The organism is Veillonella sp. 3891 (genome assembly GCF_003992315.1).
GTDB lineage: Bacteria > Bacillota > Negativicutes > Veillonellales > Veillonellaceae > F0422.
The window spans coordinates 58,846-83,330 of record NZ_RQVE01000009.1; the positions used below are offsets into that span (position 1 = coordinate 58,846).

At 39.3% G+C, this 24,485-nt stretch carries 18 protein-coding genes; 15 read left to right on the plus strand and 3 right to left on the minus strand.

What is annotated here, in order from left to right:
* The first annotated feature begins 93 nt into the window (after nucleotides 1-93).
* From EO118_RS05980 to EO118_RS06010, 7 genes are all read left to right on the plus strand, one after another.
* A complete protein-coding gene (locus tag EO118_RS05980) occupies nucleotides 94-1,392 on the plus strand; it encodes an adenylosuccinate synthase (RefSeq protein ID WP_127069093.1) in 1,299 nt (432 codons plus the stop codon).
* 555 nt (nucleotides 1,393-1,947) lie between these two features.
* Nucleotides 1,948-4,128 carry an ornithine decarboxylase SpeF gene (gene speF / locus EO118_RS05985; protein WP_127069094.1) on the plus strand — a complete coding sequence of 727 codons (2,181 nt, stop codon included), beginning with the start codon at nucleotides 1,948-1,950 and terminating at the stop codon, nucleotides 4,126-4,128.
* 62 nt (nucleotides 4,129-4,190) lie between these two features.
* The gene (gene potE, locus EO118_RS05990; protein WP_127069095.1) at nucleotides 4,191-5,507 is read left to right on the plus strand and encodes a putrescine-ornithine antiporter; all 1,317 of its coding nucleotides are present in this window, start codon (nucleotides 4,191-4,193) and stop codon (nucleotides 5,505-5,507) included.
* Between the two features lie 286 nt (nucleotides 5,508-5,793).
* Nucleotides 5,794-6,744, plus strand: a complete 951-nt coding sequence (locus tag EO118_RS05995; RefSeq protein WP_009353188.1) for a cation diffusion facilitator family transporter — start codon at nucleotides 5,794-5,796, stop codon at nucleotides 6,742-6,744.
* A 54-nt stretch (nucleotides 6,745-6,798) separates the two neighbouring features.
* A complete protein-coding gene (locus EO118_RS06000; RefSeq protein ID WP_370447249.1) occupies nucleotides 6,799-7,368 on the plus strand; it encodes a DedA family protein in 570 nt (189 codons plus the stop codon).
* A gap of 10 nt (nucleotides 7,369-7,378) precedes the next feature.
* Entirely contained in the window at nucleotides 7,379-8,980 is a 1,602-nt protein-coding gene (locus EO118_RS06005; protein WP_127069098.1) for a glycosyltransferase family 39 protein, read from the plus strand.
* A gap of 10 nt (nucleotides 8,981-8,990) precedes the next feature.
* A complete protein-coding gene (locus tag EO118_RS06010; protein ID WP_127069099.1) occupies nucleotides 8,991-9,689 on the plus strand; it encodes a uracil-DNA glycosylase in 699 nt (232 codons plus the stop codon).
* Between the two features lie 231 nt (nucleotides 9,690-9,920).
* Here EO118_RS06010 and bioF read toward each other — a convergent pair whose 3' ends face one another.
* The 3 genes from bioF to EO118_RS06025 are packed head-to-tail and all read right to left on the minus strand — an operon-like array spanning nucleotide 9,921 to nucleotide 12,330.
* Nucleotides 9,921-11,081 (minus strand): 8-amino-7-oxononanoate synthase, encoded by a 1,161-nt coding sequence (bioF, locus tag EO118_RS06015; RefSeq protein WP_127069100.1) that lies wholly within the window; start codon nucleotides 11,079-11,081, stop codon nucleotides 9,921-9,923.
* The gene (locus EO118_RS06020) at nucleotides 11,074-11,829 is read right to left on the minus strand and encodes a 6-carboxyhexanoate--CoA ligase (RefSeq protein ID WP_127069101.1); all 756 of its coding nucleotides are present in this window, start codon (nucleotides 11,827-11,829) and stop codon (nucleotides 11,074-11,076) included. The genes bioF and EO118_RS06020 overlap by 8 nt, the downstream gene beginning before the upstream one ends.
* 6 nt (nucleotides 11,830-11,835) lie before the next feature.
* Complete coding sequence (locus tag EO118_RS06025; protein WP_127069102.1) at nucleotides 11,836-12,330, minus strand: hypothetical protein; 495 nt, start codon at nucleotides 12,328-12,330, stop codon at nucleotides 11,836-11,838.
* Nucleotides 12,331-12,757: 427 nt separating this feature from the next.
* On the opposite strand from EO118_RS06025, the gene EO118_RS06030 reads away from it, so the two are divergent.
* From EO118_RS06030 to EO118_RS06065, 8 genes are all read left to right on the plus strand, one after another.
* Complete coding sequence (locus EO118_RS06030; protein WP_127069103.1) at nucleotides 12,758-14,671, plus strand: ribonuclease J; 1,914 nt, start codon at nucleotides 12,758-12,760, stop codon at nucleotides 14,669-14,671.
* Between the two features lie 103 nt (nucleotides 14,672-14,774).
* Nucleotides 14,775-15,722 (plus strand): YybS family protein, encoded by a 948-nt coding sequence (locus EO118_RS06035; RefSeq protein ID WP_127069104.1) that lies wholly within the window; start codon nucleotides 14,775-14,777, stop codon nucleotides 15,720-15,722.
* 16 nt (nucleotides 15,723-15,738) lie between these two features.
* Nucleotides 15,739-17,763 (plus strand): DHH family phosphoesterase, encoded by a 2,025-nt coding sequence (locus EO118_RS06040; protein WP_127069105.1) that lies wholly within the window; start codon nucleotides 15,739-15,741, stop codon nucleotides 17,761-17,763.
* The gene (gene rplI / locus EO118_RS06045) at nucleotides 17,760-18,206 is read left to right on the plus strand and encodes a 50S ribosomal protein L9 (protein WP_127069106.1); all 447 of its coding nucleotides are present in this window, start codon (nucleotides 17,760-17,762) and stop codon (nucleotides 18,204-18,206) included. The genes EO118_RS06040 and rplI overlap by 4 nt, the downstream gene beginning before the upstream one ends.
* 66 nt (nucleotides 18,207-18,272) lie before the next feature.
* Nucleotides 18,273-19,625, plus strand: a complete 1,353-nt coding sequence (gene dnaB, locus EO118_RS06050; RefSeq protein WP_127069107.1) for a replicative DNA helicase — start codon at nucleotides 18,273-18,275, stop codon at nucleotides 19,623-19,625.
* A 16-nt stretch (nucleotides 19,626-19,641) separates the two neighbouring features.
* The gene (locus EO118_RS06055) at nucleotides 19,642-20,817 is read left to right on the plus strand and encodes a M48 family metalloprotease (RefSeq protein WP_240626931.1); all 1,176 of its coding nucleotides are present in this window, start codon (nucleotides 19,642-19,644) and stop codon (nucleotides 20,815-20,817) included.
* A 418-nt stretch (nucleotides 20,818-21,235) separates the two neighbouring features.
* Nucleotides 21,236-22,357, plus strand: coding sequence for an Ldh family oxidoreductase (locus EO118_RS06060; RefSeq protein WP_127069108.1), 1,122 nt, complete (start codon nucleotides 21,236-21,238; stop codon nucleotides 22,355-22,357).
* 218 nt (nucleotides 22,358-22,575) lie between these two features.
* Nucleotides 22,576-24,207 carry an L-lactate permease gene (locus EO118_RS06065; RefSeq protein ID WP_370447248.1) on the plus strand — a complete coding sequence of 544 codons (1,632 nt, stop codon included), beginning with the start codon at nucleotides 22,576-22,578 and terminating at the stop codon, nucleotides 24,205-24,207.
* Nucleotides 24,208-24,485 lie beyond the last annotated feature (278 nt).

The following is a 24,485-nucleotide window of genomic DNA, read 5'->3' on the forward strand; positions in this document are numbered from 1 at the left end:
GAAGGTAATACTAATAATGGAAGAACTTTCAGAGCGATGACTTAATGTAGTCATTACGATAGAAAGTTCTATGATGTAATGGAGGCAATTCATATGGGAACCAATGTAGCAACAAGTATGGTAATTGGCACACAATGGGGCGATGAAGGTAAAGGTAAAATCGTTGATTATTTATCTGAACGCGCTGATGTGGTAGTACGTAGCCAAGGTGGTAATAATGCAGGTCATACAGTAGTCGTAGATGGTAAATCTTTCGCATTGCGTTTATTGCCTAGCGGTATTCTTTACGATGATAAAATGAATATCATTGGTACTGGTGTCGTTGTGGACCCTAAGGTATTGTTGGAAGAAATTGCAAACCTTGAAAAAGAAGGTAAAAGTGCAAAATCCTTATATATTTCTGACCGTGCTCACGTGATTTTACCGTATCATAATCGTTTAGATGAAGCGGAAGAATCTGTGAAAGGCGATGCTAAAATCGGTACTACAAAAAATGGTATCGGTCCATGCTATGCAGATAAAGTAAATCGTATTGGCATTCGCATTTGCGATTTAATGGATCCAGTTGTATTTGAGAAGAAACTTAAATTCAACGTAGAATTGAAAAATAAAATGTTAACAGCCGTATATGGTTTTGAGCCAGTTAACTTTGAAGAAATTTTAAAAGATTACTTAGGCTATGCAGAACAATTACGTCCATTTGTAAAAGATACAAACTTTGCCGTGATTGATGCTATCAAAGGTGGTAAAAAAGTATTGTTTGAAGGGGCCCAAGCAACGATGCTTGACCTTGATCATGGTACATATCCATTCGTAACTAGCTCTCATCCAGTGGCAGGCGGTGCGTCTGTGGGCGCTGGTGTAGGTCCTAACTACTTAAAAAATATCTTTGGCGTAGTAAAAGCATACTCTACTCGTGTGGGTGAAGGACCATTCCCATCTGAACTATTAGATGAAACTGGTGAATACCTTCGTCAAACAGGTCATGAGTTTGGTACGGTTACAGGCCGTTCCCGTCGTTGTGGTTGGTTAGATTTATCGGTTGTAACCTATGGCGCCGCATTGAACAGCTTGGATTATTTAGCCATCACTCGTCTTGATATTCTAGATGGATTAGATGAAGTGAAAATTTGCGTAGGTTACACACGCAATGGTGAGCCTGTACAAGGATTCCCTGCTAGCTTAGATGTATTAGCAGAATGTGAACCAGTATACGAAACATTCCCAGGTTGGAAAACAGATATTTCCGGTATCCGCAAGTATGAAGAATTACCAGAAGCAGCACGTCGTTATGTCGAACGCATTGCAGAAGTAACTGGCGTACAAGTAGGTATCGTTTCTGTAGGTCCTGGTCGTGATCAAACTATCGATTTAGTGAATGTATTTGCATAATATATGTGTTATAAAAAGACCCTGTATAGGGTCTTTTTTACGTTGTAGTGGAAATAAAGATTAGTTATGCAAAAAATGCAAGAATAGAAAAAATGATGGTTATCTTGATAAAAAATAATCATTGTAATATAAAGAAATTAAGAATAAAAAATTAATTAACAATTGTATTTGCGGATATTAGGTTAATAAATATTCGCAAAGTCTAAACTTTATTGAGATGTATTATCAATAATTTGTATTATGATATAAATGGAAAGATGTTATATTTTGATATATAATGCTACTTTTGTATATCTAAATAAATGTGACTATAAATGCATTTTTTAAGATGGAATGTAAATAACATTCTATAGGATATAGTATATTAGCGGTTTAATAGGTTGAAATATAACAAATTGCTATAATAGAAATAGTTAATTAAGGTTGAATTAAATTGTCATTTGTTGTAAGATTAGTACGAAACGGCTACTGTATATTTTTATATCCATAGCTACCATGTCGACAATGGTTTTCAATAATTATATCTATTCATAGTATGCAATAGGAGGCTTTATTATGAATCACTTACACATTGCGTTCTCTCATGATGCATTACAAGATTTTGAGGATTCTATTACTCGTTTTGCAGTGACCTTAGATGAAACTGATTTTTCTGATGTAGCTGCGATTGTGATTACTGATGCAGATCATGAAGAAGTACTAAGCAATCCATTGATTGAAGCTCTTCGTATTCCTGTATTCTTAGTGAAAAAAGATGCGAACTCCACCGTTAAACCTGAATTTGTAGGTAAGATTACTCGTGTAATCGATGCTAATGAAGTGAATTACGAATTATATGTAAAACAAATTGAAGCGGCAGCTAAAAAATATGAAGAAGATATGTTGCCTCCATTCTTCCGTGCGTTGGCAGATTATGTAGAAGACGGTAACTCTCAATTTGACTGTCCAGGTCATCAAGGAGGACAATTCTTTGCACGTCATCCAGCGGGTCGTGCATTCTATAATTTCTATGGTGAAAACGTATTCCGTAGTGACCTTTGCAATGCGGATGTTAAATTAGGGGATTTATTGATTCATGAAGGCCCAGCTTGTGATGCACAGCAACATGCAGCGCAAGTATATAATGCAGACAAAACATATTTTGTGTTAAATGGTACATCCTCTGCTAATAAAATGGTATTAAATGCACTATTAGCCCCTGGAGATATTGTTTTATATGATCGCAATAACCATAAATCTATCTCTCATGGTGCACTAGTACAAGCTGGTGCCACTCCTGTATACTTAGAAACGGCTCGCAACCCATTTGGTTCTATTGGCGGTATTTTGGAACATTGTTTCAATGAAGAATATATCCGTAAATTAGTAGCAGAACAAGATCCTGAAAAAGCAAAAGCAGAACGCCCTATTCGTTTAGCTGTAATTCAATTAGGTACATATGACGGAACTATCTATAATGCTCGTCAAGTAGTCGATAAAATTGGACATTTATGTGATTATATCTTGTTTGACTCTGCGTGGGTTGGTTATGAACAATTTATTCCAATGATGAAAGATTGCAGTCCATTATTATTAGAGCTAGGACCTAATGATCCTGGTATTTTGGTTACACAATCTGTTCATAAGCAACAAGCTGGATTCTCTCAAACATCTCAAGTACACAAAAAAGATTCTCACATCAAGGGGCAAGAGCGCTATGTAAATCATAAACGCTTGAACAACGCATTTATGATGCATGCTTCTACATCTCCATTCTATCCATTATTTGCAGCTCTTGACATTAATGCGAAAATGCATGAAGGAGAGGCTGGTAAATTATTGTGGAAAGATTGTGTAGAAACAGTCATCGATGCTCGTAAAGCAGTCCTTAAAAACTGTAAATACCTTCGTCCATTAGTACCACCAGTTGTAAACGGTAAAAAATGGGAAGATGGAAATACTGCTGAAATGGCACAAGATGTTAAATACTTTGCCTTCGAACCAGGTGCTAAATGGCACTCTTTTGAAGGATATGGTGAAGGACAATACTTCATTGATCCATGTAAATTCCAATTGACTACACCAGGTATTAATGTAGAAACTGGAGAATATGAAGACTTCGGTATCCATGCTAATATTTTAGCTAACTATCTTCGTGAACATGGTATCATCCCAGAAAAATGTGACTTGAACACAATTTTATTCTTGATGACTCCGGCAGAATCTAAAACGAAAATGGATGACTTGGTAGCGCAATTAGTTCGTTTCGAACAATTGATTGAACAAGATGCACCAATGCAAGATGTATTACCATCCATTTACTATAATAATATTGATAAATATAAAGGTTATACAATTCGTCGTCTATGTCAAGAAATGCATGATTTCTACAAAGATCGTAATGTAAGTGAACTTCAAAAGAAATTATTCTTACACGAATATTTACCTGAGTATGTGAAAACTCCTCAAGAAGCAAACTTTGACTTTGTACGTGGTCAAGGTGAACTTGTTCCGTTGGCAGAAGCTGTTGGTCGGATGGCATTAGAAGGTGCTCTTCCATATCCTCCAGGAGTGCTTTGTGTACAACCAGGTGAAAGATGGTCTGAAACTGCTAGAGACTACTTCTTAGCATTAGAAGAAGGTATCAATAAATTGCCAGGCTTCGCTCCTGAAATCCAAGGTGTATATATTACAACTCAAGAAGATGGAACTAAAAAAGCCTTTGGTTATGTATTGAAAAAAGAATTTGATAAATAATTATTTATAATGAGGTGAAGCTAGGAGCTTGCTCCTAGCTGGCCTTTCTAAGTGAGGTGCCTATGAGCAGCACAAGCGAAAATAAAATGAGTGTATTACAGCTTACTATTTTAACAGCTGTAAACATGATGGGATCTGGTATTATCATGCTTCCAACTAAGTTGGCACAAGTAGGATCCTTATCAATTGTATCGTGGTTAATTACAGCACTAGGTTCTATGGCTCTTGCATACGCCTTTGCGAAAGCAGGTATGTATAGCAGAAAAGGCGGCGGTATGGGTGGTTACTCTGAATATTCCTTCGGGAAAGCAGGTAATTTCATGGCAAACTATACGTATGGCGTATCACTTTTAATTGCTAACGTAGCGATTGCAATTTCTGCAGTAGGATATGGTGCAACATTTTTAGATGCGAACTTATCTCCCTTTACAACAGCGATGTGGACAATTGCTACATTGTGGTTAGCGACTGTTCTTAACTTTGGTGGTGCTAGTATCACTGGTCGTGTATCTAGCTTTACTGTATGGGGGGTTATCGGACCTGTATTTGTTATATCCACTGTAGGTTGGTACTTCTTCTCAGGCCATTTATATATGGAAAACTGGAATGTAAATAACTTACCGTTCAACGAAGCAGCAACTAACTCAATTGCTATGACATTATGGGCATTCTTAGGTTTGGAATCAGCAGCGGCTAACTCTGATGCAGTTGATAATCCTGAAAAAAATGTACCGATTGCCGTACTTGGTGGTACATTGGGAGCAGCAGTTATTTACGTGTTATCTACTAATATCATGTTTGGTCTTGTACCAGCAAATGATTTAGTAAATAGTTCTGCTCCGTTCGGCTTAGCATTCGCTAGTATGTTTACACCAACAGTAGGTAAAATTGTTATGGGCTTGATGGTTATGTCTTGCTTTGGCTCTCTGCTTGGTTGGCAGTTTACAATTGCTAACGTATTCAAACAATCTGCTGATGAAGGTTTATTCCCTAAATTATTTAGTAAAATCACATCAAAGGATGCTCCAGTTGTAGGCATGATTACGATTACAATTGTTCAATCTTTGTTATCTTTGATGACAATGTCTGAATCATTAAATCAACAATTTGAAGTATTAGTTAACCTTGCGGTTGTTACTAATATCATCCCTTACTTATTGTCTATGGCAGCTATTATTGTTATCTTAAAATCTGCAGGACGTGGTGGCAGCGAATTAAGTGGAACTACTTTTATTGCCTTTATCGGTTCCCTATATAGCTTATATGCTTTATATGCATCTGGCTTAGAAGCAATGACATATGGTTCTATCGTGACGTTCATAGGATGGACCTTGTACGGATTCATCTCTGATAAGTTTGATTTAGAAAAACAAGCTTAATCGTATACACAGGGGATACTATTATTAATTCTATAAAATAGTAATAGATATTTTCTTGGTGTGGAACATAAAAGACAAAATTACGTATATGATAATTATAAATGGTGTATCGTACTTGTATGATACACCGTTTTTATATATACTTGTATATGAATGCATAAAACTATTTCATAGCGTGTAGACTGTACAGAATGCCTATAGGCTATAAGATAGTTAATCAAAAGATATTTTATTAATATCCATAGTAGAATGAGTCTGAGGTTCACTAGATTAGATAGGAGTAATTATGTTAATACAAGATAAACATGCAGTAGAGCAACGATTGTTGATTCAATCGGCCATACTCATGTCATTTGTGGCCATTGGTGGCACTATGATGGGGGTCTTTAGCGGATCCAGCGCTATCTTATTAGATGGGGTCGTGTCCTTTATCGCCGTGATTATTAAAGTGATGATGATCATCACATCCCGACTAGTATCAAATGAAACGAGTAAGCGCTTTCAGTTTGGCTATTGGCAGTTTGAACCCTTAGTGTTGATTGCAGAAGGTAGTTTTACCTTGTTGATTGTAAGCTATGCCTTTTTATCGGGACTGACGGATTTATTGGGTGGCGGTCGTGCTGTTCATGTGGGACCAGCTATCATCTATGCTACAATTTTTACCATTGCTGATACGTGCTATTATTTCTATGTGCACCAAATCAATAAAAAATTACAATCTAATTTGGTAAAATTCGATAATATTAGCTGGTCCATCGATGCTATGTTAGAAGCTGGGATTTTAGTTAGCTTTTTAGTGGCTTTTGGGCTAGAACATTTTGGCTATGCAGAATGGGCGGTCTACGTGGATCCTATTGTGCTCATTATTTTATCGTTACAAATGATGCCGTCTGCTTTAAAAATTATCATTCCATCGGTGAAACAAATTATGGGTGTAGCGCCTTTGAAATTACATAATCGAATCCAATTTATTATGGATTCTTTCATGGAAAAGTATAAATTTAAAGATTATGTCACTAGTGTACAAGCCTATGGGAATGTAAAAATGATTGAAATTGATATTTTAATTCCTAAGAATTTCCCAAAACAAACCATTGTAGAATTAGATGAAATTCGCAATGAAATTGACCTTGCCATTGGTGGTGACCCTGCAGAGAAATGGGTGACGATCACATTTACAGCTACGAAAAAGTGGATGGCAAAAGATTATTTATTAGATGAAGAAGATGAAGATTGAGATTAATAACTATCTTCCGATGAGGAGACAACAGTGGATTATGTATTGACCATCATGGAGACATATGGGTATGCAGCCATGTTTATTTGCATGGTGCTAGAAAATGCGAACATTCCGATTCCTAGTGAAATTATTTTAGGGTTCGCAGGGTATTTAGTATTTCAAGGCGTATTTGATTTGAATACGGCTATTATTGTAGGTGTTGTAGCGGGTATTGTGGGTTCTGTATTATCCTATTGGCTGGGGGAATATGGTGGCAGACCTGTATTGATGAAATATGGGAAATATATCTTATTTAGTGAAGATAAATTTAGTGCTGCAGAAAAATTGTTCAATCGCTATGGTGGTGCCGCTGTGTTTATTGGCCGTTTATTACCAGGGGTGCGTACATTTATTTCCTTCCCTGCAGGAGTGGCTAAATATCCGATGACCCCCTTTGTGATTTGGACTACTTTGGGCACAATCCCTTGGACTATCTTGCTAGTTTGGCTAGGTATGAAATTAGGAGAACATTGGAAAGATTTAATTGAGTATAATCATGAACTATTAATTGCTATGATTGTAGTCTTTGTAATAGTAGCTGTAGTATATGGTTTGAAATATTGGAAACGTCGTAAACAATAGGGAGATGCTTATGAAATTACATCGTGTAACCTATGTAGTATTTCTCTTTTTCTTAGGAGTTTATGTACTAGGGAACCATCTATTACCAGTGTCGGATCCAGTAGAGTCGAATTACGCTTTAACCGCAAAAGAGATGGTCCTTTCCGGAGATTGGTTGTCTCCACAAATTTATGGGCACTATTGGTTTGATAAACCAATTATGATTTATTGGCTATTAAGTTTGTCCTATTCTGTATTCGGTATGACAGACTTTGCAGCACGTTTTCCGTCAGGTCTTTTTGGGGCTTTATCAGTAGCCTTGGTTTACCAAGGAGTGCGCACCCTAACAGGGCAACGATTAGGCGCTTTGTTATCAGCATTCATATTAGGCACATCTCTCATCGTATGGACTATTGCCCATGGTATCATCACAGATATGGTGTTGTTATTTGCTACGGTAGGTACCTTTTATTACGCATATCGTGGGCTACTAGTTAAGAATCCATGGCATATGGCAGTAGCCTATGGCTTTGCGGGTATTGCAGTATTGACAAAAGGCCCTGTAGGGCTGGTATTACCGGGATTGTTGTTCTTGATTTATGCAGGAGTTAAACGATCTTGGTCCATGGTGAAAGCTTTATTTCCATGGCAAGGTATCCTCATACTCTTAGCTATAGTCTTGCCTTGGTATGGATATATGTACCATACTCATGGTATGGAATTTATCAATGGGTTTTTAGGACTTCATAATGTAACGAGAGCGACCCAATCTGAACATCCTGAGGTAAATCATTGGTGGTATTATCTACCTATTTTCCTAGGGGGATCTCTCCCTTGGACGGGGGCTATTCTATATGGTATGTATCGGGGTTGGAAAACAAGAACTGATGCCTATCTATATACCATGATTATGGGTTGGGGCACGATTTTGTTCTATACAATGATGGCCACGAAATATCCGACTTATGCCTTTATTTCGGTGATTCCTTTCAGCTTGTTAGGAGCTTTTGGGATTATTTCTTTGAAAGATGCCAGTCACCGTGCTTGGTGGTGGGTATTGGTACCGACTTTAGTGTTATGGTGGGCTCTTGGGATTGGAACATTCTTTGCACCGTGGGGCTTTTGGTGGACTCTTCGAGCTGTTGTCGTAGGTCTTACCTTATTTCTAGGTGGGTGTTATTGGTATCGGAAACGATTGATGATGCCTTTCACGGTGGGGATGGGTACCTTGGTAGTACTAGGTATTGTGCTTTTAGAAGGGTTGGTACCATTCTTGGGCTTGCGTTCTTCTGTGACCTATCATGAACAGATACGAAGCTTTCATGGACCTGTGTATTATTATGGGGAATATGCGGCGTCAGTGCCGTATTATTTAGATGTGACACCAGTGCGAGTAGAGCCTAGTCCAGAACGATTGGCGAAGTATAATGTACAGCGCAGTGCGAAGTGGAACGGTAAGAATGTGATGCCTCAAATTGAGGAACAAGAGTTATTTAAACGCTTGCAATCTGGGGAACGGATGCTCATAATTACCAATAAAAATTATGGTAAAGAATTAGAGGAATCTTCAGTAGGTCAACATTTAGAACGTGATGAAAGTAGTTCTAAGGTAGTACTATTGCATTCCAAATAGTGAGGTATCTATGTCAGTAGAACGATTGATGCGACAATTAAAAGGATTTTCCAGTCCCTATGTGTATAATCCTTGGAATGATTTTGATGAACGCTATGATACTAATCAGAGAGCGAGCTCCATTCGGAGAAAACAGTTACAAGCCTATTTGGAGCAGCGATTAGATCGCGCCAAAATTCTTATCATTGCAGAAGCGGTGGGCTATCAAGGAGGACGATTTACAGGGATTGCCATGACCTGTGAAAGAATGCTCTTAGGGCATCACCCTACAGTAACCCCATCTATGGTGTTTACTGGATTGGAGCCGAAACGAACTAGTAATCCAAAGAGCGAGTATATTATAAAACCGACACAAAAAGAAAAGGGCTTTAATGAGCCTACTGATTCTGTGGTGTGGAATGCCATGTTAGAAGCTAATATAGACCCTTATGAAGTGGTGTTGTGGAACATTTTTCCATTTCATCCCTTTAAAGGAATAGATGGCTTGACGAACCGGACTCCTACAAAGCAAGAATTAGACTTAGGGTGGACCTATACGAAACAGCTCTTAGATTTGTTCCCTAGGGCACAGATCCTTGGAGTGGGTCAAAAAGCGAGTCTTACCTTGGCGGAGTATGGGGTAGAAGTACAAGCTACCTTGCGCCATCCAGCCAATGGAGGAGCGGGACTGTATAAAGAACAATTTAGGGAATTTTGTAAAACCTTATAGAGTGAAAAGCCGTGGCGCTTCTAAAAAGACGAAAAGCCGCAGCGCTTCTAAAAAAGCGAAAAGCCGCAGCGCTTCTAAAAACTGCCCTACGCGAAAGTTTTCAGTAAGCACTACGGCTTTTCTTGCGGTGGATTAAAAAATAGAGGAAGGTTGATATGGCTCAACTTTCCTCTATTTTATTTGGAACTTATTTTTTGTAGCTCCCTTTATGGAAATTCAGGAGGAGCTTTGTTATAAGGTCTTTTGTATTGGTAGTCTTTGTAATACTTGGATGACCTTGTCTAATTCTTCTTCTGTGTGTGCAGCGGTGACGGTTAAGCGCAATCGTCCAGTGTTGACAGGGACTGTGGGAGGGCGAATGCCACTGAGGATAATGCCTTCTCGTTCACATAGGCGACTGGCTTCTAATGTATCTTCGTTAGAGCCGATGATGATAGGAAATATCGGTGTATCATCGCTGCTAGGGATTCCTAGTGATTGCAAGGCGTTATGCATATATTCTGTATTGCTTCGCAGTTTTTGATATACACTAGGTTCCTCTACTAATACTTCTAGGGCACCGATGCTAGTCCCAATGTCAGCAGGGGACAAAGCGGTGGCAAAGATGAAGGGACGACTGTGGTTGATGATATAGTCGATGATGGTTTGGCTACCGCAGACGTATCCTCCGATGGACCCTAAGGCTTTACTCATAGTGCCAGTGATGATGATACGTGGGTTTTCACAATGAAAGTGATGCGCTGTGCCACGGCCTTCACCAATGACGCCAGTAGCATGAGCATCGTCTACTATAAGTAGGGCATCGTACCGTTCTGCAAGTTCCAATAGTTCAGGTAAGGGAGCTATATCCCCATCCATGCTGAACACTCCATCAGTGATGATAAAACGCATACCATAGTGCTTAGATTGGCTTAATGAGGATTCTAGACCTGCCAGATCCTTGTGAGGGTAGACTTGTACTTTAGCGCCACTGAGACGACATCCGTCGATGAGGCTAGCGTGATTCAATTCATCACTAAAAATAATATCTCCTTTATGAACTAGGGCAGAGATTGTTCCTAGATTTGCCATAAACCCAGCTGTGAAAGTGAGTGCCTTTTCACAGTCTTTCCACTGTGCAAGACGGTGCTCTAGTTCTTGAAATAAAGGGAAAGAACCAGAGGTAAGGCGAGCGCCACCAGAACCGGCGCCATATTGTTGGATGGCCTGTAAGGCTCGATCTTTCACGTGGGGATGATGGGTTAAGCCTAGGTAATTATTTGATGCCATCATTAGATAGGTGGAACCTTCATACATAACATGAGTAGCATCGATAGGAGTATAGGTGCGAGGAGAACGAAATTGTGATTCCTCTTGGCGCTTGACTAAGGCTTCGGAGTATCGATTAAACATGGTGAATCCCTTTCGTTGTGACCCACGTAGGAGTGGATGTAAAATACTGTATTACTTCTTCTATCGGTGCATCGTCAGTGATAAAGAAGGCGCGACCACCAATAGGACTACCATAGACTTTCATAGGGCTTAACCGATGGTAGGTAGTGCCATAGGACACATAGCCCGTCGTATACTGTGGATCATCGGACCAACATAGTTCACCTAGTACGTAAGGCGATGCGAGGACCTTGCTTGCTAGGATGAGAGCCTCCCTAGAATGGATGGAAGAACAGCCATAATATTGCAAATGGTGGTGTATGTCTGCATCTGATTCGGCATCCATACGGGACACACGTACTGTTTGGGGATACACCTCACCAGTAATAGCATTGATGAGCCAAGCCCCGCTCACAGTTTCTGTATTTTTGCTGAGTTTGGTAAAAGCCTTTTGAATCGCCTGTTCGTGAATCTGCACTTGTTGTAATAGTTGGGTAGCTACCCGATGAGATTCCTCGATTGTTTCTGATTCTGTAGTAGCCACCATGAGAGCAGGGACTTTCATGATGGATTCGTCAGTAATCTCATCAATTTGTAAATTGATAAAATCTGGACGACCTTTGCTGTGTTGTAATGCTCGCTGTAAAAATTCTTCTGAAATGCGTGATAAGGATTCTAAAGAGACGAGACGTTCAGCTCCTGAAATATGAGAACCTCCTTGTTCATGAGGGCCTCCCTTAGCAGCGCGCATACGAATGCTATAGACCATGAGAGACTAACCTTGATGCGCTTTCAACGTCGTAGCTAAGCGTGGTAGACGTCGCAAGATACTGTAGAAGATAGGGCTTACAATGACTGTGAAAATCATGCCAGGTACTGCCATCACAAGCATAGGAATGACCATTTTGCCAAAGGATAAACCAATGGTGATACGGGCGATAGCAGACGCAATAGGACCAGAGATAAGAATAGACCACATGCGATTTTTGCCAATCCATAAAATGAGTCCTACGATGAGGCGGAATTGCATGGCAATGGCAACGTTTAATAAGTTTTGTGTGCCTAATACAAGACCAATCAAACTAGAAAGACAGCCGCAGATGATGTACTTGCGGAATCCGAAGGCAGCGCAAATTGCTACCGCTAAAGGAGCAGATAGTTGGAACTCTACACCGGGAATTAAGTTGGGAATTTTGATGCCTCCTAGAATTGTCATCATCGCCGTTAAGATAGCGATCTCTGCAATTGTGTGAATACTTACATTTTTCATTTTGTGACCTCCTATTGTAAACTTTCAAAAACCTTACTTCGTTTACATTATAAAACGCAATTGCATATAGTGCAATATTCAATTGCAAATTTTATGGATTAGGGAGAGGCGCCTTAGTTGCTTAGGGTGGATTTTCTATAGTATAATAAAGGTAATTATTTTGATCGGCTTATGAACCTTATGGGTTCCCAAATGTTTCACAGTAGAAGTATGTATAGAGGGTATATGCTTTGCTGTGTAGAAGAATGTGACATAGATAGTGAGAAAGGTTTCTCACAGTGTTTTGCTGTATGAATACGAACAGAAATAGATACTTATTTGTGCTTACATGCCGATACATGCTTAACCATCTGAGGGTGGGATTATATAGTCTTGGACTATGGTAGTATGTATAGACAGTACGACTATAGTCCTGTAGGAGGAAATTTTGAATATACAAGAAGAAAGAACAAATATAGCTGCACCGGTAGGTGAAGCTACGCAACAACGACCACGTTCTACAACACGTACACGCCGCACGACGGGTCAAAATCGTCGTACCACTGTGAAAGCTGAGGGGGAACGTACCAGTCGTCCGCGAGGTGACAATGGTGACCGCCGTCAATCTAATCGTGGTCCGCGTAAACCACAACGTGCCAATACAACTGTGGAAAAACATGAACAAATAAATCGTTCCCATGCGCGAAAAGATAAATTGCAAATCATTCCATTAGGTGGTCTAGGTGAGATCGGTAAAAACATGACCATTTTCCAATATGGTGATGATATTGTCGTGTTGGATGCGGGATTAGCATTCCCAGAAAATGATATGTTAGGGGTAGATATTGTAATCCCTGATATGAGTTATTTAATCGAGCATAAAGATAAAGTACGTGCCGTGGTGATTACTCATGGTCATGAAGACCACATTGGGTCCTTGGCGTACTTATTAAAAGAAGTGAACGTACCTGTGTATGCTACAAACTTAGTATGTGGATTGATCGAAGGCAAATTAAAAGAACATCACGTAAAAGCTAAAAAATTACAAGTTGTAAAAGCTGGTGATGAATTTAAAATTGGATGCTTTAAAGTGGGCTTTATCCAAACGAACCACTCCATTCCAGATGCGTGTGCTATTTTCTTAGAAACTCCAGTTGGTACTGTGGTACATACGGGGGACTTCAAAGTGGATCAAACTCCAGTAGATGGCAAATTAATGGACGTTCACAAATTTGCAGAGCTTGGCAACAAAGGCGTATTGGCGCTTATGTCCGACTCCACAAATGTAGAAAAACCAGGGTTTACTCCATCTGAAAGTTCTGTAGGACCAGCGATTATGCGTGCTGTCGCAGAAGCTACTGGTCGTGTTATTTTAGCGACATTTGCATCCAATGTGTCTCGTTTACAACAAGCCATTGATGCAGCGGTAGCCACAAAACGTAAAGTAGTGGTGTTAGGTCGTTCCATGGTAAATGTTACAGAAATTGCTCAAGAACGTGGCTACTTAACAGTACCAGAAGGAACGATCATCGGTGATGATGAAATGAATCGCTACCGTGCTGATGAAATTATGATCTTAACAACAGGTTCCCAAGGTGAACCAATGGCAGGTCTATCTCGTATGTCTACGAACAATCACCGTACCGTAGAGATCACGCCAAATGATACTGTTATTATCTCTGCCACACCAATTCCTGGTAATGAAGCGGCTGTAGGACGTACTATCGATAACTTATTGCGCCAAGGCGCTCATGTAGTTTATGGCAAAGATCGTGGTATTCACGTGTCTGGTCATGGTAGCCAAGAAGATTTAAAAACTATGTTGAACTTGGTGAGACCTAAATTCTTTATCCCAGTTCATGGGGAATACCGCATGTTGAAAAAACATGGTGAACTGGCTGTGTCCATGGGGATTGTAAAGCCTAGCAATGTCTTGGTAGGCGATAATGGACAAATTTTTGAGTTTACTACTCGTACAGGTCGCTTAGCAGGTCGTGTGCCAGCGGGCAAAGTTTTTGTGGATGGCTTAGGTGTAGGTGATGTAGGTAATATCGTTATCCGTGATCGTCAACAATTAGCACAAGAAGGGATGGTGGTCGTTGTGATGGCAATGGACCGTGCGTCTGGTACGATCGTAGCGGGTCCAGATATGCTATCTCGTGGCTTTGTATATGTTCGTGATGCAGAAGAATTATTAAGCGAAGCACAACGTCGTGTAGATGCAGCAGTAGAGAAATGTGAAATGGACCACATCAAAGATTGGACAACTATCAAAACAGTGGTGCGTGACACATTAGGTAAATTCTTCTATGAAAAAACACGCCGTCGTCCAATGATTCTACCAATCATTCAAGACGTATAAGGATTGTGATATAATAGGCATATGACGAAAGTCATATGTCTATTTATTGTATTGGCATAGAACGATGTCGACCCTTGAGGGAGACATAGTGTGGAGTTAGTATATGAATCAAACAAGTACAAAGTCCGTCGTAGAGTCTGGTATCTTAACGGCATTGATGATTGTCTTTGCCATGATAGGTCTCAGTGTACCTATGCTTGGATTTTTTGGATCTATTTTTGTGCCTATGACGATTGCCATTGTAGGTGTACGTCATGGTTTTCGCTGGAGCCTATTATCTGTTGTATCAGCGATGATAGCCATTGCCTTTTTATTAGGACCTTTGACGGCCATAGTAGAAGGGGGAGTCTTTGGTGTGATTGGTATTTTAATCGGTTATGGATTAAGCAAGCACTGGTCGATTTTTAAATTGCTAATGATTCCTGCTGTGGTATTAATACTAGCAGTAGTCGTTCAGTTTTGGGCATCTGCTTTGGTGATGCAGGTAAGCCCTACAGAGATGTGGTCATCTTTGGAAGAACAAATTACAGTATCCATGCAGGATATGTATGTACAGCAAGGGCTTTCAGAGGAGCAAGTGACAACAGCGATGGCAGCCTTGCAAGATCAAATTGAAATCATGAAAAAAGTATTGATTGCAGGACTGTTTTGCTCTGGCGTAGCGATTTCGTATATTATTAATCGTCTTACCTATCTTGTGCTCAGTCGTATCGGTACCTATCATGTTCCTGAAATGCCTACCATCAAAGGGTGGCGTGTACCAGACTGGGCCTTGCATATCTTTTTAGTGGGGGTCATTTCCTATTTTGTGAAACAATATATTCCACTCCTTGAATACGCAGGCTATAATTTGATGTATTTAGGTGGTATAATGCTATTTATACGAGGTATATCTTGTGTTTGGCGTATTAGTAAAAGTTACAATCCGCCGAAGATTGTGCCGTGGATTGTGCTAGCTATATTTGTTGTGATGTCACAATCTGCTGCGATATTAGGCGCCTTAGATGTATTCTTGCACATAGAGAAACGATGGGGCAGACGAAGTGAGTAAACCTAGAGGAGGTAGTATGGATATACAAACTGAATACAGTTCTATTGAAATGACTGCTGCCGTTCTCATTATTATCTTATTAGGTATTATTTTCTATTTAAATTGGCAACTAGCCATGTTGGCTTGTATCGTGGTGATCGCTGCCTATTTATATGTGGGACGAACCATTCGCCGAGGACGACATCTTAGAAAAGCTCAATTTGACTGTATGGCAAAAGGGATTACACAGGCATCGACCTTTGCATTACAAAATTTACCCGTAGGGATTGTTATCATTGATGAACACAATGTGATCTGCTGGAGTAATAGCGTATTTAGAGATTGGTTACCTAGTGATTCCGATAAAACAATAAAATTAAGTGGATTTATTCCTACTTTGCGGATTGATAAATATTGGGGCAAGTCGGGATTCTTTCACGAAGAAATTGATGGTAAATATTACCGTGTATTATATAAAACGTTGGTAGCTCCGAAGTCTAATTATTCCGATGTTAATAGCGATGAACTAGAATCGTATATGGCATTTTATTTTGATGACATAACAGACATCGAAGTGGAGAAACAAAAAGCGATTTCTATGTTACCAGCTCTTGGCTTTATTGCTATGGATAATATTGAAGATTTGCGTTCTGGTTTGAGTGATATTGAATATACGCAATTATGGTCTGATATGAATCGCTTGATTGTAACGGAAATTGACAAGCATGACGGATTTATACGAAATGCTACAGAAGATACGTATACCTTCAGTATTAGTAAAGCAGCTATGTTGCACATGATGGAGTCGAAGTTTAGCATATTAGATAAAATTCGGGCCTTAACTACATCGAAACATATTCCTCCAACTATCAGTATGGGCATTGCTTTAACAGAAGATACTGTAAAAGTACAAGGGGAAAAGGCAAAATCAGCCTTAGAAATCGCTTTAGGGCGTGGCGGTGACCAAGTTTGTGTATATCATGGTGAGGAAGTAAAATTCTTTGGTGGGAAGTCATCAGGGAATGAAAAGAATACACGTGTTCGTGCTAGGGTCGTATCTCATGCATTGCATGAAATCATGTTGGATTCTGATCGCGTGCTTGTGATGGGTCATGATCGAGAAGATTATGATAGTATTGGTGCTTCTGTAGGCGTAGCAGCGATGGCAAGAGCCCTTAATAAACCAGTGCATATTGCCTTGAGTTCACATCCTACAGCAGTTCGTAAATTAGTAGAAGTGCTGGTAGAACATCCAGATTTTCAAGGTCTAATTATTGATGAAGAAGAAGCAGCTCAGTTTGTAACAGATAATACTGTGGTCATCGTGACCGATGTGCATCGGTCTGAAATGGTAGCTGCTCCATCAGCGCTGAAAAAAGCAAATCGCCGTGTTGTCATCGACCATCATAGACGGGGCTCAGATTTCATTGAATCGCCATTATTAACGTATTTAGAGCCTTCTACCTCATCTACTAGTGAACTGGTAACAGAGTTAATTCAATATTTCCCAGAACATGTAGAGATTAAGCATATTGAAGCTAGTGGTTTATATGCAGGTATTGTAGTAGATACAAAAAACTTTGTGGTTCAAACAGGGGCACGTACCTTTGAAGCAGCCTCTTTCTTGCGCCGATCAGGAGCAGATGTATCCTTAGTACGACACTTATTTATGGATAGTTTTGAAGGTATGCGTATACGTTCTGCTATGCTAGCTTCTGCAGAAGAAATAGAAAATATGGCTTTTACAGAGGCACCGCAAGATGCGAAGAATGCAACAGTGATAGCAGCTCAAACAGGTGATAAATTAATTACGCTAGAGGGTATTGAAGCTAGTTTTGTATTTTATGTATTGCCAGATGGTGGCATTGGAGTCAGTGCTAGGTCACAAGGCAAGTTAAATGTACAATTAATTATGGAAGCTGTTGGTGGCGGAGGTCATCGTACCGTGGCGGGTGCTCAAATTTACAATATGTCTATGAAAGAGGCACGCCAATGGGTGACTGAAGTGGCCGTATCCCATATGACAGAATTACAAAAAGAAGTTAAGGAGGAATTATCATGAAAGTAATTTTATTAGAAGATGTTAAAAAAGTTGGTAAACGTGGTGAAATCGTAGAAGTGTCTGAAGCTTATGGCCGTAATGTATTGATTAAAAAAGGCGTAGGTCTTGAGGGGACACCACAAAACTTAAACAATGCAAAACAAAAATTAGGTGCTCAAGCACATAAAAAACAAGTGGACTCTGATGAAGCTACTGTATTGGCTAGCCAATTGTCGAAAGTATCTGTTACAATCCCAGTAAAAATGGGTGATGGTGGCCGTGTATTCGGTTCTGTAACAGGTAAAGATATTTCTGATGCATTGCAAGCGCAAGTAAAAGTTGATGTGGATAAAAAGAAAATTGACCTAAAAGAGCCAATCAAAACATTGGGTACTCATGAAGTGTTAGTTCGAGTGCATCCAGAAATTACAGCTAAGATTACTGTAGAAGTAGTTGCAGGTTAATAGAAAGAGGGGCTAGGCCCCTCTTTTTTGGTATAGATATATGTAGTTGTGAATTGGGAGAATAGTATGTCAGGAAGGATACCACCGCACAGTATAGAGGCAGAACGAGCCGTACTAGGAGCGATTTTGCTAAATAAAGATGCCTTTGATGCAGTCAGCTCTATTGTAAAAGCAGAAGATTTCTATAGCGATAATCATCGTGTCATTTATGAAGCGCTCGTAAGCATTGTAGGGAAAAATCAACGTGCAGACTATGTATTATTATCGGAGGAGTTGAAAAAGTCTCAGAAGTTAGAGGCTGTAGGGGGGATTCTGTACCTTACGAATTTGACCACAGATATTGTAGATGCGTACAACGTAGAAGATCATGCAAAAATTGTAAGAGATAAAGCTCATTTGCGTAAATTAATCCATGTGGCAAATGCAGTGGAATCCATGGCTTATCGAGAAGAAGAAGAGACGGAAGATATCGTCAATCGAGCAGAACAAATGGTTCTCGATGTGAGTGGTACTACCAAAGGAGAGTCTTCTTTTAGTGCTATGCGAGACGTAGTCTATGAAACCATTGATCGCATTAATGAACTACAACGACATAAAGGGATATTGACGGGCGTATCAACAGGATTTAAAGATTTAGATAACTTGACTAGTGGCTTACAAAAATCGGATTTAATTTTAGTAGCTGCTCGTCCTTCTATGGGTAAAACAGCATTTACATTGAACATTGCTCAAAATGTAGCGATGAAATCAAAGAAAAATGTAGCCTTTTTCTCTCTAGAAATGTCGAAGACACAACTTGTTGCCCGTGTGTTGGCAGCGGTAGCTGGCATTAACTCTGGTCGTATTCGGAATGGCCAGCTTAGCCAAGAAGATTGGGGGAAAGCCATTAATGCTTTGAATGATTTAGCAGAAGCTCCATTATATATTGACGATACATCTGGGTTAACGCCGCAGTTAATGAAGAAAAAGTTGCGCCGTTTAATTCAAGAACATGGTGAACTAGGCTTAGTAGTAGTGGATTATATTCAGCTTATGGAAAATGGCGGTAAAAAAATGGCGGACAATCGCCAACAAGAAGTATCTGCCATTTCTCGACAATTAAAAATCATGGCACGGGAGTTTAATGTACCATTGATTGCTTTGTCTCAGTTGAGTCGTGGTGTTGAAAGCCGGGCAGATAAGACTCCGATGCTAAGCGATTTACGTGAATCTGGTTCTCTAGAACAAGATGCGGATATTGTAGCTTTCTTGAATCGTGAGAATTATCAAGATACAGAGGATACTAGTGATGGTGTAGAAACGCAAGTTATTATCCGTAAGCACCGTAATGGGGAATTAGGAATTGTAAAACTATGGTTTGAAGGGGCATATACACGATTTAGGGATTTAGCCTATCGTGAGGATGATCCTGGTATGTAATAAGAGGAGAGAGACTATGAGAAACACTTGGAAACACATACTTTGTGTAGGCGCATTGACTATGGGTATCGTATCAGTAGGAACATCTGAGGTTCATGCCAGTGGTATTTGGGAGGCTCTTGGTAAAAGCGTGTTAGGAGGCATTTCTGTGCATCAACATTTGAGTGACCTAGATAATACTGAGCAAGGTCAACAGGAGATGCTAGAAAAAACAAAAGATCGTACGGGCGTGTATGATAATTATGCTTATCAAATGCGAGCGAAGCGCATTGTAGATGAACTTTCAAAATCACCACATGTAAAACGTAGTTATGTAGTCTATGTAAATCCAGATGAAAATTTCAATGCGTTCATGACCTTTGGACGTGTTATGTCTATTAATAAAGGGACTATGGATTTACTAGATGATGATGCGCTGGCTTATGTTATTGGTCATGAATTGAGCCATGGTGAGCACAAAGATTTAGTGAATGGAGCTAAGAAAAGCAGTATTTTAACCACTGTGATTGGAGCAGCTACCTTCAATTCTGGAGATTTAGGGCAAATTGCGGCGGGACTTACTGGCAAATACTTAGATAGTCAAGTATTCACCATGTCGCAAGAGAAGAATGCAGATGAATTAGGCTTTAGCATTTTGGCGGATTCCTCATATAACGTAGGTGGGGCAGCTCTTGCCATGGAAGTTATAAAAAATAAATATGGTGATACCTATCGTGAGGGATTTGGTAAAATTTTGAATCCTAATGATCATCCGAAAATATCACAACGGATATTAGACAATTTGCAACGCTTATACGTGTATTCAGGAAATCATGTGAAAGTAGAACGGCAAACAGTATTCATCAATGGTAAGCCTGTCTATGAAGGAACGACAAAGGGAAATTATACGGCTCCAATGCGCGCTTATTTGGTGGCAGGTAAACTAGCTAGACTGTATCATGATAATGCTATTGGTGGTGCCCGTGTAGATGGTTCTACCGTGGCGATTGGTACAACTAATATCGTGACTATGCCAACATACGATGCTGCATTTCAGATTGCGAAACAAATGAATGCAGCCATCAGTGATGAGTCAGGTGTTGTAGCAGATCAAAAAGTAAATAAAAAAGATAAGAAGGATAAAAAAGACAAAAAAGACAAAAAAGATAAAAAAGATAAAAAAGAGAAGCAAGAGAAACAAGATAATAAATAATAAATAATAAAAATAAGGATACATACAACTAATCGTTATAGTAAACTATACATCATCTCCATGTTATCGATGGATATCGATAGAGAAGAACGATAAATATAGATTTTCTTTCATGGAATTCGATATGCAAGTATAGGAAAATGAAGTTATGATGAAGAAAAAAGATGAGGTATAACTAAAAGTAATGATTGGTTTACCCACTGAAATAGCTACTTTTTAAGAAAAATATTAATAAAAACAATTAATTTATCTCTTAACTATGCATATATGATAAGGGTAAAATGCTGATAAATAGGGGATTTCTATTCCATGTGGTGTACATGTGTGCTATAATTTACGTATCAAGAGTCGTGACCACCTATAGAGGAGTACAGGCGATGTCACACATATTTTTTAGTTAGGGAAAGAGGTTTTAACGATGGGAAATTTTGTTTACATCCAAGAAGAAAAACTTAACGCATTCTGTCAAGATGCATTTGAAGGATTTGGCTTCAGCCCTGAAGAAGCTAGCATCATTAAAGACGTATTGATGATGTCCGACATGTACGGTATCCAATCCCATGGTATGCAACGTGTAGTTCGTTACCACAAAGGTATTGAAAAAGGTCTTATCGACATTAAAGCAAAACCAGAAGTGGTATTCGAAACTCCAGTATCCGCAGTTGTTGAAGGTCATGACGCAATGGGTCAATTAGTTGGCCATTTCGCTATGGAATTAGCAATTAAAAAAGCTAAAGAATCCGGTATCGGTATCGTATCTGCTCGTAACTCTAACCACTATGGTATCGCTGGTTACTATGCTGATCTTGCTTTAAAAGAAGGCTTAATCGGTTTCTCTTGCACTAACTCTGAAGCAATCATGGTTCCTACATTTGCTCGTAAAGCAATGCTTGGTTCCAACCCAATTGCGTTCGCAATGCCTGCTGAACCATACAATTTCTTCTTCGACGCTTCTACAACAGTAGTAACTCGTGGTAAATTAGAAATGTACAACAAATTAGGTAAAGAATTACCTAACGGTTGGGCATTAAATAAAGACGGTAAAGCATCTCAAAATGCTAGTGAAGTATTAGGTAATATCTCTGACCACGTTGGTGGCGGTATCATGCCTTTAGGTGGCAACACTGAACAATTAGGTTCCCACAAAGGTTATGGTTACGGTATGCTTTGCGAAATCTTCGCATCCATCTTCTCTCAAGGTGGTACATCCAATAAATGTATGACTGGTGGCCGTTCCAACATTTGTCATGGTTTCATGGCTATTAACCCAGCTATCTTCGGTAACCCAGAAGATGTTAAAAAACACTTCTCCACATTCTTACAAGAACTTCGTGAAGCTCCTAAAGCTGAAGGTGCTGAACGCATCTACACTCATGGTGAAAAAGAAGCAGAAGCTATCGAAGTTTGCCGTAAAGAAGGTATTCCAGTTATCGACAAAACTGTGGCAGAATTGTTCGACGTATGTAACTTGTTGAAATTGGACCCTAAAAAATACTTCGGCGACTATGAACCACCTAAAGCAGTTGCATCCAACTACTAATTAGTAGGTTAGTAGCTGACAATTACAAATCTTTATCGATGCAGAATCAGTAGTTTTGTATCCCTAAGGAATACTTCTTAGAGGCTGGTAACAGTCAATAATCTTGGAACATATGAGAGAGGGAATCTGTGGATTTCCTCTCTCTTTGTTTATATTACACTGTATGTATGCTAGAATTTGAATTACAGTGATTCATACTATAGAAAGGGATTGTTAATATGGATATATTTTTAGCAGTCTTGCCGATCCTATGGCTTATCGTAGCATTGGCAATTTTAAAAATGCCTGCATGGAAAGCATGTTTGGCAGCAGCAATTGGTACATATATTTTAGCGGTCTTCTATTATGGAGAAAATGCATACGTTATGTACACTGGCGCCATGGAAGGCGTAGCTCTTGCAGTTTGGCCGATTCTTTTGGTTATTACAGCAGCCATCTTCACATACCAATTAGTAGTTCATACAAAAGCTATGGATACAATTAAAATTATGTTGTCTTCCGTAACTAGCGATATGCGTATTTTAGCATTATTGTTAGCATGGGGCTTTGGTAACTTTATGGAAGGTATGGCAGGTTTCGGTACAGCCGTTGCAATTCCAGCAGCGATGATGGTAGCGGTAGGCTTTGATCCATTGAAATCTATCTTGGCTTGCTTAGTAGCGAACTCTGTGCCTACTACGTTTGGTTCTATTGCGATTCCAACAACTACATTGGCATCTTTAACTGGTTTACAACCAGCTGAATTAGGTACATTCATTGCAGCGCAATTATTCATTTTAAATGTAGTGACTCCACTCTTTATTGTTGGTATTATTGCTGGTGGCGTGAAAGCAATTAAAGGTGTATTTGTACAAACTTTAATAGCTGGTTTAGCATTAGCTGTTCCTGAGTTATTAATTAATATGTATGCAGGTGGTCCAGAACTTGCTGTTATGGGCTCCTCTATTGTTATCATGGCTGTTATTATAGCTATTGCAAAAATTATGCCTGTAAACGACCCAGAATATAAAGTCGATATGGGAGCAAAAAAAGTATCTGCTAAAGAAGGCTTGATTGCAGCATCTCCATTCATCTTGATCTTTATCTTGTTGATTGGTACATCTAAATTGGTGCCAGCTGTGTATAATGCATTGATGGTGTTTAAAACATCTGTACCTATCCATGCAGGTGTGAATGCAAAACCTTACACATTCGTTTGGATTGCAACACCTGGTATCATGATTTTCATCTCTGCTTTGATTGGTGGTTTCATCCAAAAAGCTGGTCTTGGAACTCAAAAATATGTATTAACAAATACATTTAAAACATTAAAATTAACATATGTAACAATTATTTCTGTAGTAGTAACTGCTAAATTGATGACATACTCTGGTATGACTGGTATGATTGCAAATGCATTAGTAGCGGCAACAGGATCTATGTACCCTGCATTTGCGCCTGTAATTGGTGCGTTAGGTGCGTTCTTGACTGGCTCTGGTACAAATGCAAACGTATTGTTTGGACCATTGCAAACAGCAGCAGCTCATCAATTGACTCCTGGTCATGATACATTAGCATTGTGGTTGGCAGCAACTAACTCTGGCTCCGCTGGTGTTGGTAAAATGTTCTCCCCACAAAGTATTGCCATTGCGATTGGTGCCGTAGGTCCTGCTTTGAATGCATACATCGAAGAGCATAAAATCGATGCACAAAAAGCTGATCAATTACGTCACTCTATTGATGCAAGTTCCATCATGGTTCATGTATCTAAATACTTCTTGTTATATCTAATCGTTTTTGGTATTTTAACTTATTTTGGACAAGAATTCTTCCCTCAATTAGAAAATCTTTTAACATTAGTTAAACATTAACGATTAAACTAGCATACTTAAACAGACAAAGAGACAACATTTCGGTGTTGTCTCTTTTTGTATTCCTATTAGATATATATAGGCTCTTTGTTAAATGTTGGGGCTACTCATATAAGAGTTCTTAGCACTAGCTATTTTTTGGTTCTATAATATATTTTGGGGGGACAGCAAAAGCTATCCCCCCAAGATATTTTTTTATGCCTTGAATTTATGATCTAAGTGCAACTAAAAAAGATTCATAGCTTTCTGATAAAATAGTGTTTGCAAAGACATCTAAA

Excerpts from the sequence above, each read along its gene's own strand:
- EO118_RS05980 (WP_127069093.1), top strand. The coding sequence starts at position 94 with ATGGGAACCAATGTAGCAACAAGTATGGTAATTGGCACACAATGGGGC.
- dnaB (WP_127069107.1), top strand. The coding sequence starts at position 18,273 with ATGTCAGGAAGGATACCACCGCACAGTATAGAGGCAGAACGAGCCGTA.
- rplI (WP_127069106.1), top strand. The coding sequence starts at position 17,760 with ATGAAAGTAATTTTATTAGAAGATGTTAAAAAAGTTGGTAAACGTGGT.
- EO118_RS06005 (WP_127069098.1), top strand. The coding sequence starts at position 7,379 with ATGAAATTACATCGTGTAACCTATGTAGTATTTCTCTTTTTCTTAGGA.
- EO118_RS05995 (WP_009353188.1), top strand. The coding sequence starts at position 5,794 with ATGTTAATACAAGATAAACATGCAGTAGAGCAACGATTGTTGATTCAA.
- EO118_RS06020 (WP_127069101.1), bottom strand. The coding sequence starts at position 11,829 with ATGGTCTATAGCATTCGTATGCGCGCTGCTAAGGGAGGCCCTCATGAA.
- potE (WP_127069095.1), top strand. The coding sequence starts at position 4,191 with ATGAGCAGCACAAGCGAAAATAAAATGAGTGTATTACAGCTTACTATT.
- EO118_RS06035 (WP_127069104.1), top strand. The coding sequence starts at position 14,775 with ATGAATCAAACAAGTACAAAGTCCGTCGTAGAGTCTGGTATCTTAACG.
- EO118_RS06065 (WP_370447248.1), top strand. The coding sequence starts at position 22,576 with ATGGATATATTTTTAGCAGTCTTGCCGATCCTATGGCTTATCGTAGCA.
- EO118_RS06040 (WP_127069105.1), top strand. The coding sequence starts at position 15,739 with ATGGATATACAAACTGAATACAGTTCTATTGAAATGACTGCTGCCGTT.
- bioF (WP_127069100.1), bottom strand. The coding sequence starts at position 11,081 with ATGTTTAATCGATACTCCGAAGCCTTAGTCAAGCGCCAAGAGGAATCA.
- EO118_RS06010 (WP_127069099.1), top strand. The coding sequence starts at position 8,991 with ATGTCAGTAGAACGATTGATGCGACAATTAAAAGGATTTTCCAGTCCC.
- EO118_RS06000 (WP_370447249.1), top strand. The coding sequence starts at position 6,799 with ATGGAGACATATGGGTATGCAGCCATGTTTATTTGCATGGTGCTAGAA.
- EO118_RS06025 (WP_127069102.1), bottom strand. The coding sequence starts at position 12,330 with ATGAAAAATGTAAGTATTCACACAATTGCAGAGATCGCTATCTTAACG.
- EO118_RS06055 (WP_240626931.1), top strand. The coding sequence starts at position 19,642 with ATGAGAAACACTTGGAAACACATACTTTGTGTAGGCGCATTGACTATG.
- speF (WP_127069094.1), top strand. The coding sequence starts at position 1,948 with ATGAATCACTTACACATTGCGTTCTCTCATGATGCATTACAAGATTTT.
- EO118_RS06060 (WP_127069108.1), top strand. The coding sequence starts at position 21,236 with ATGGGAAATTTTGTTTACATCCAAGAAGAAAAACTTAACGCATTCTGT.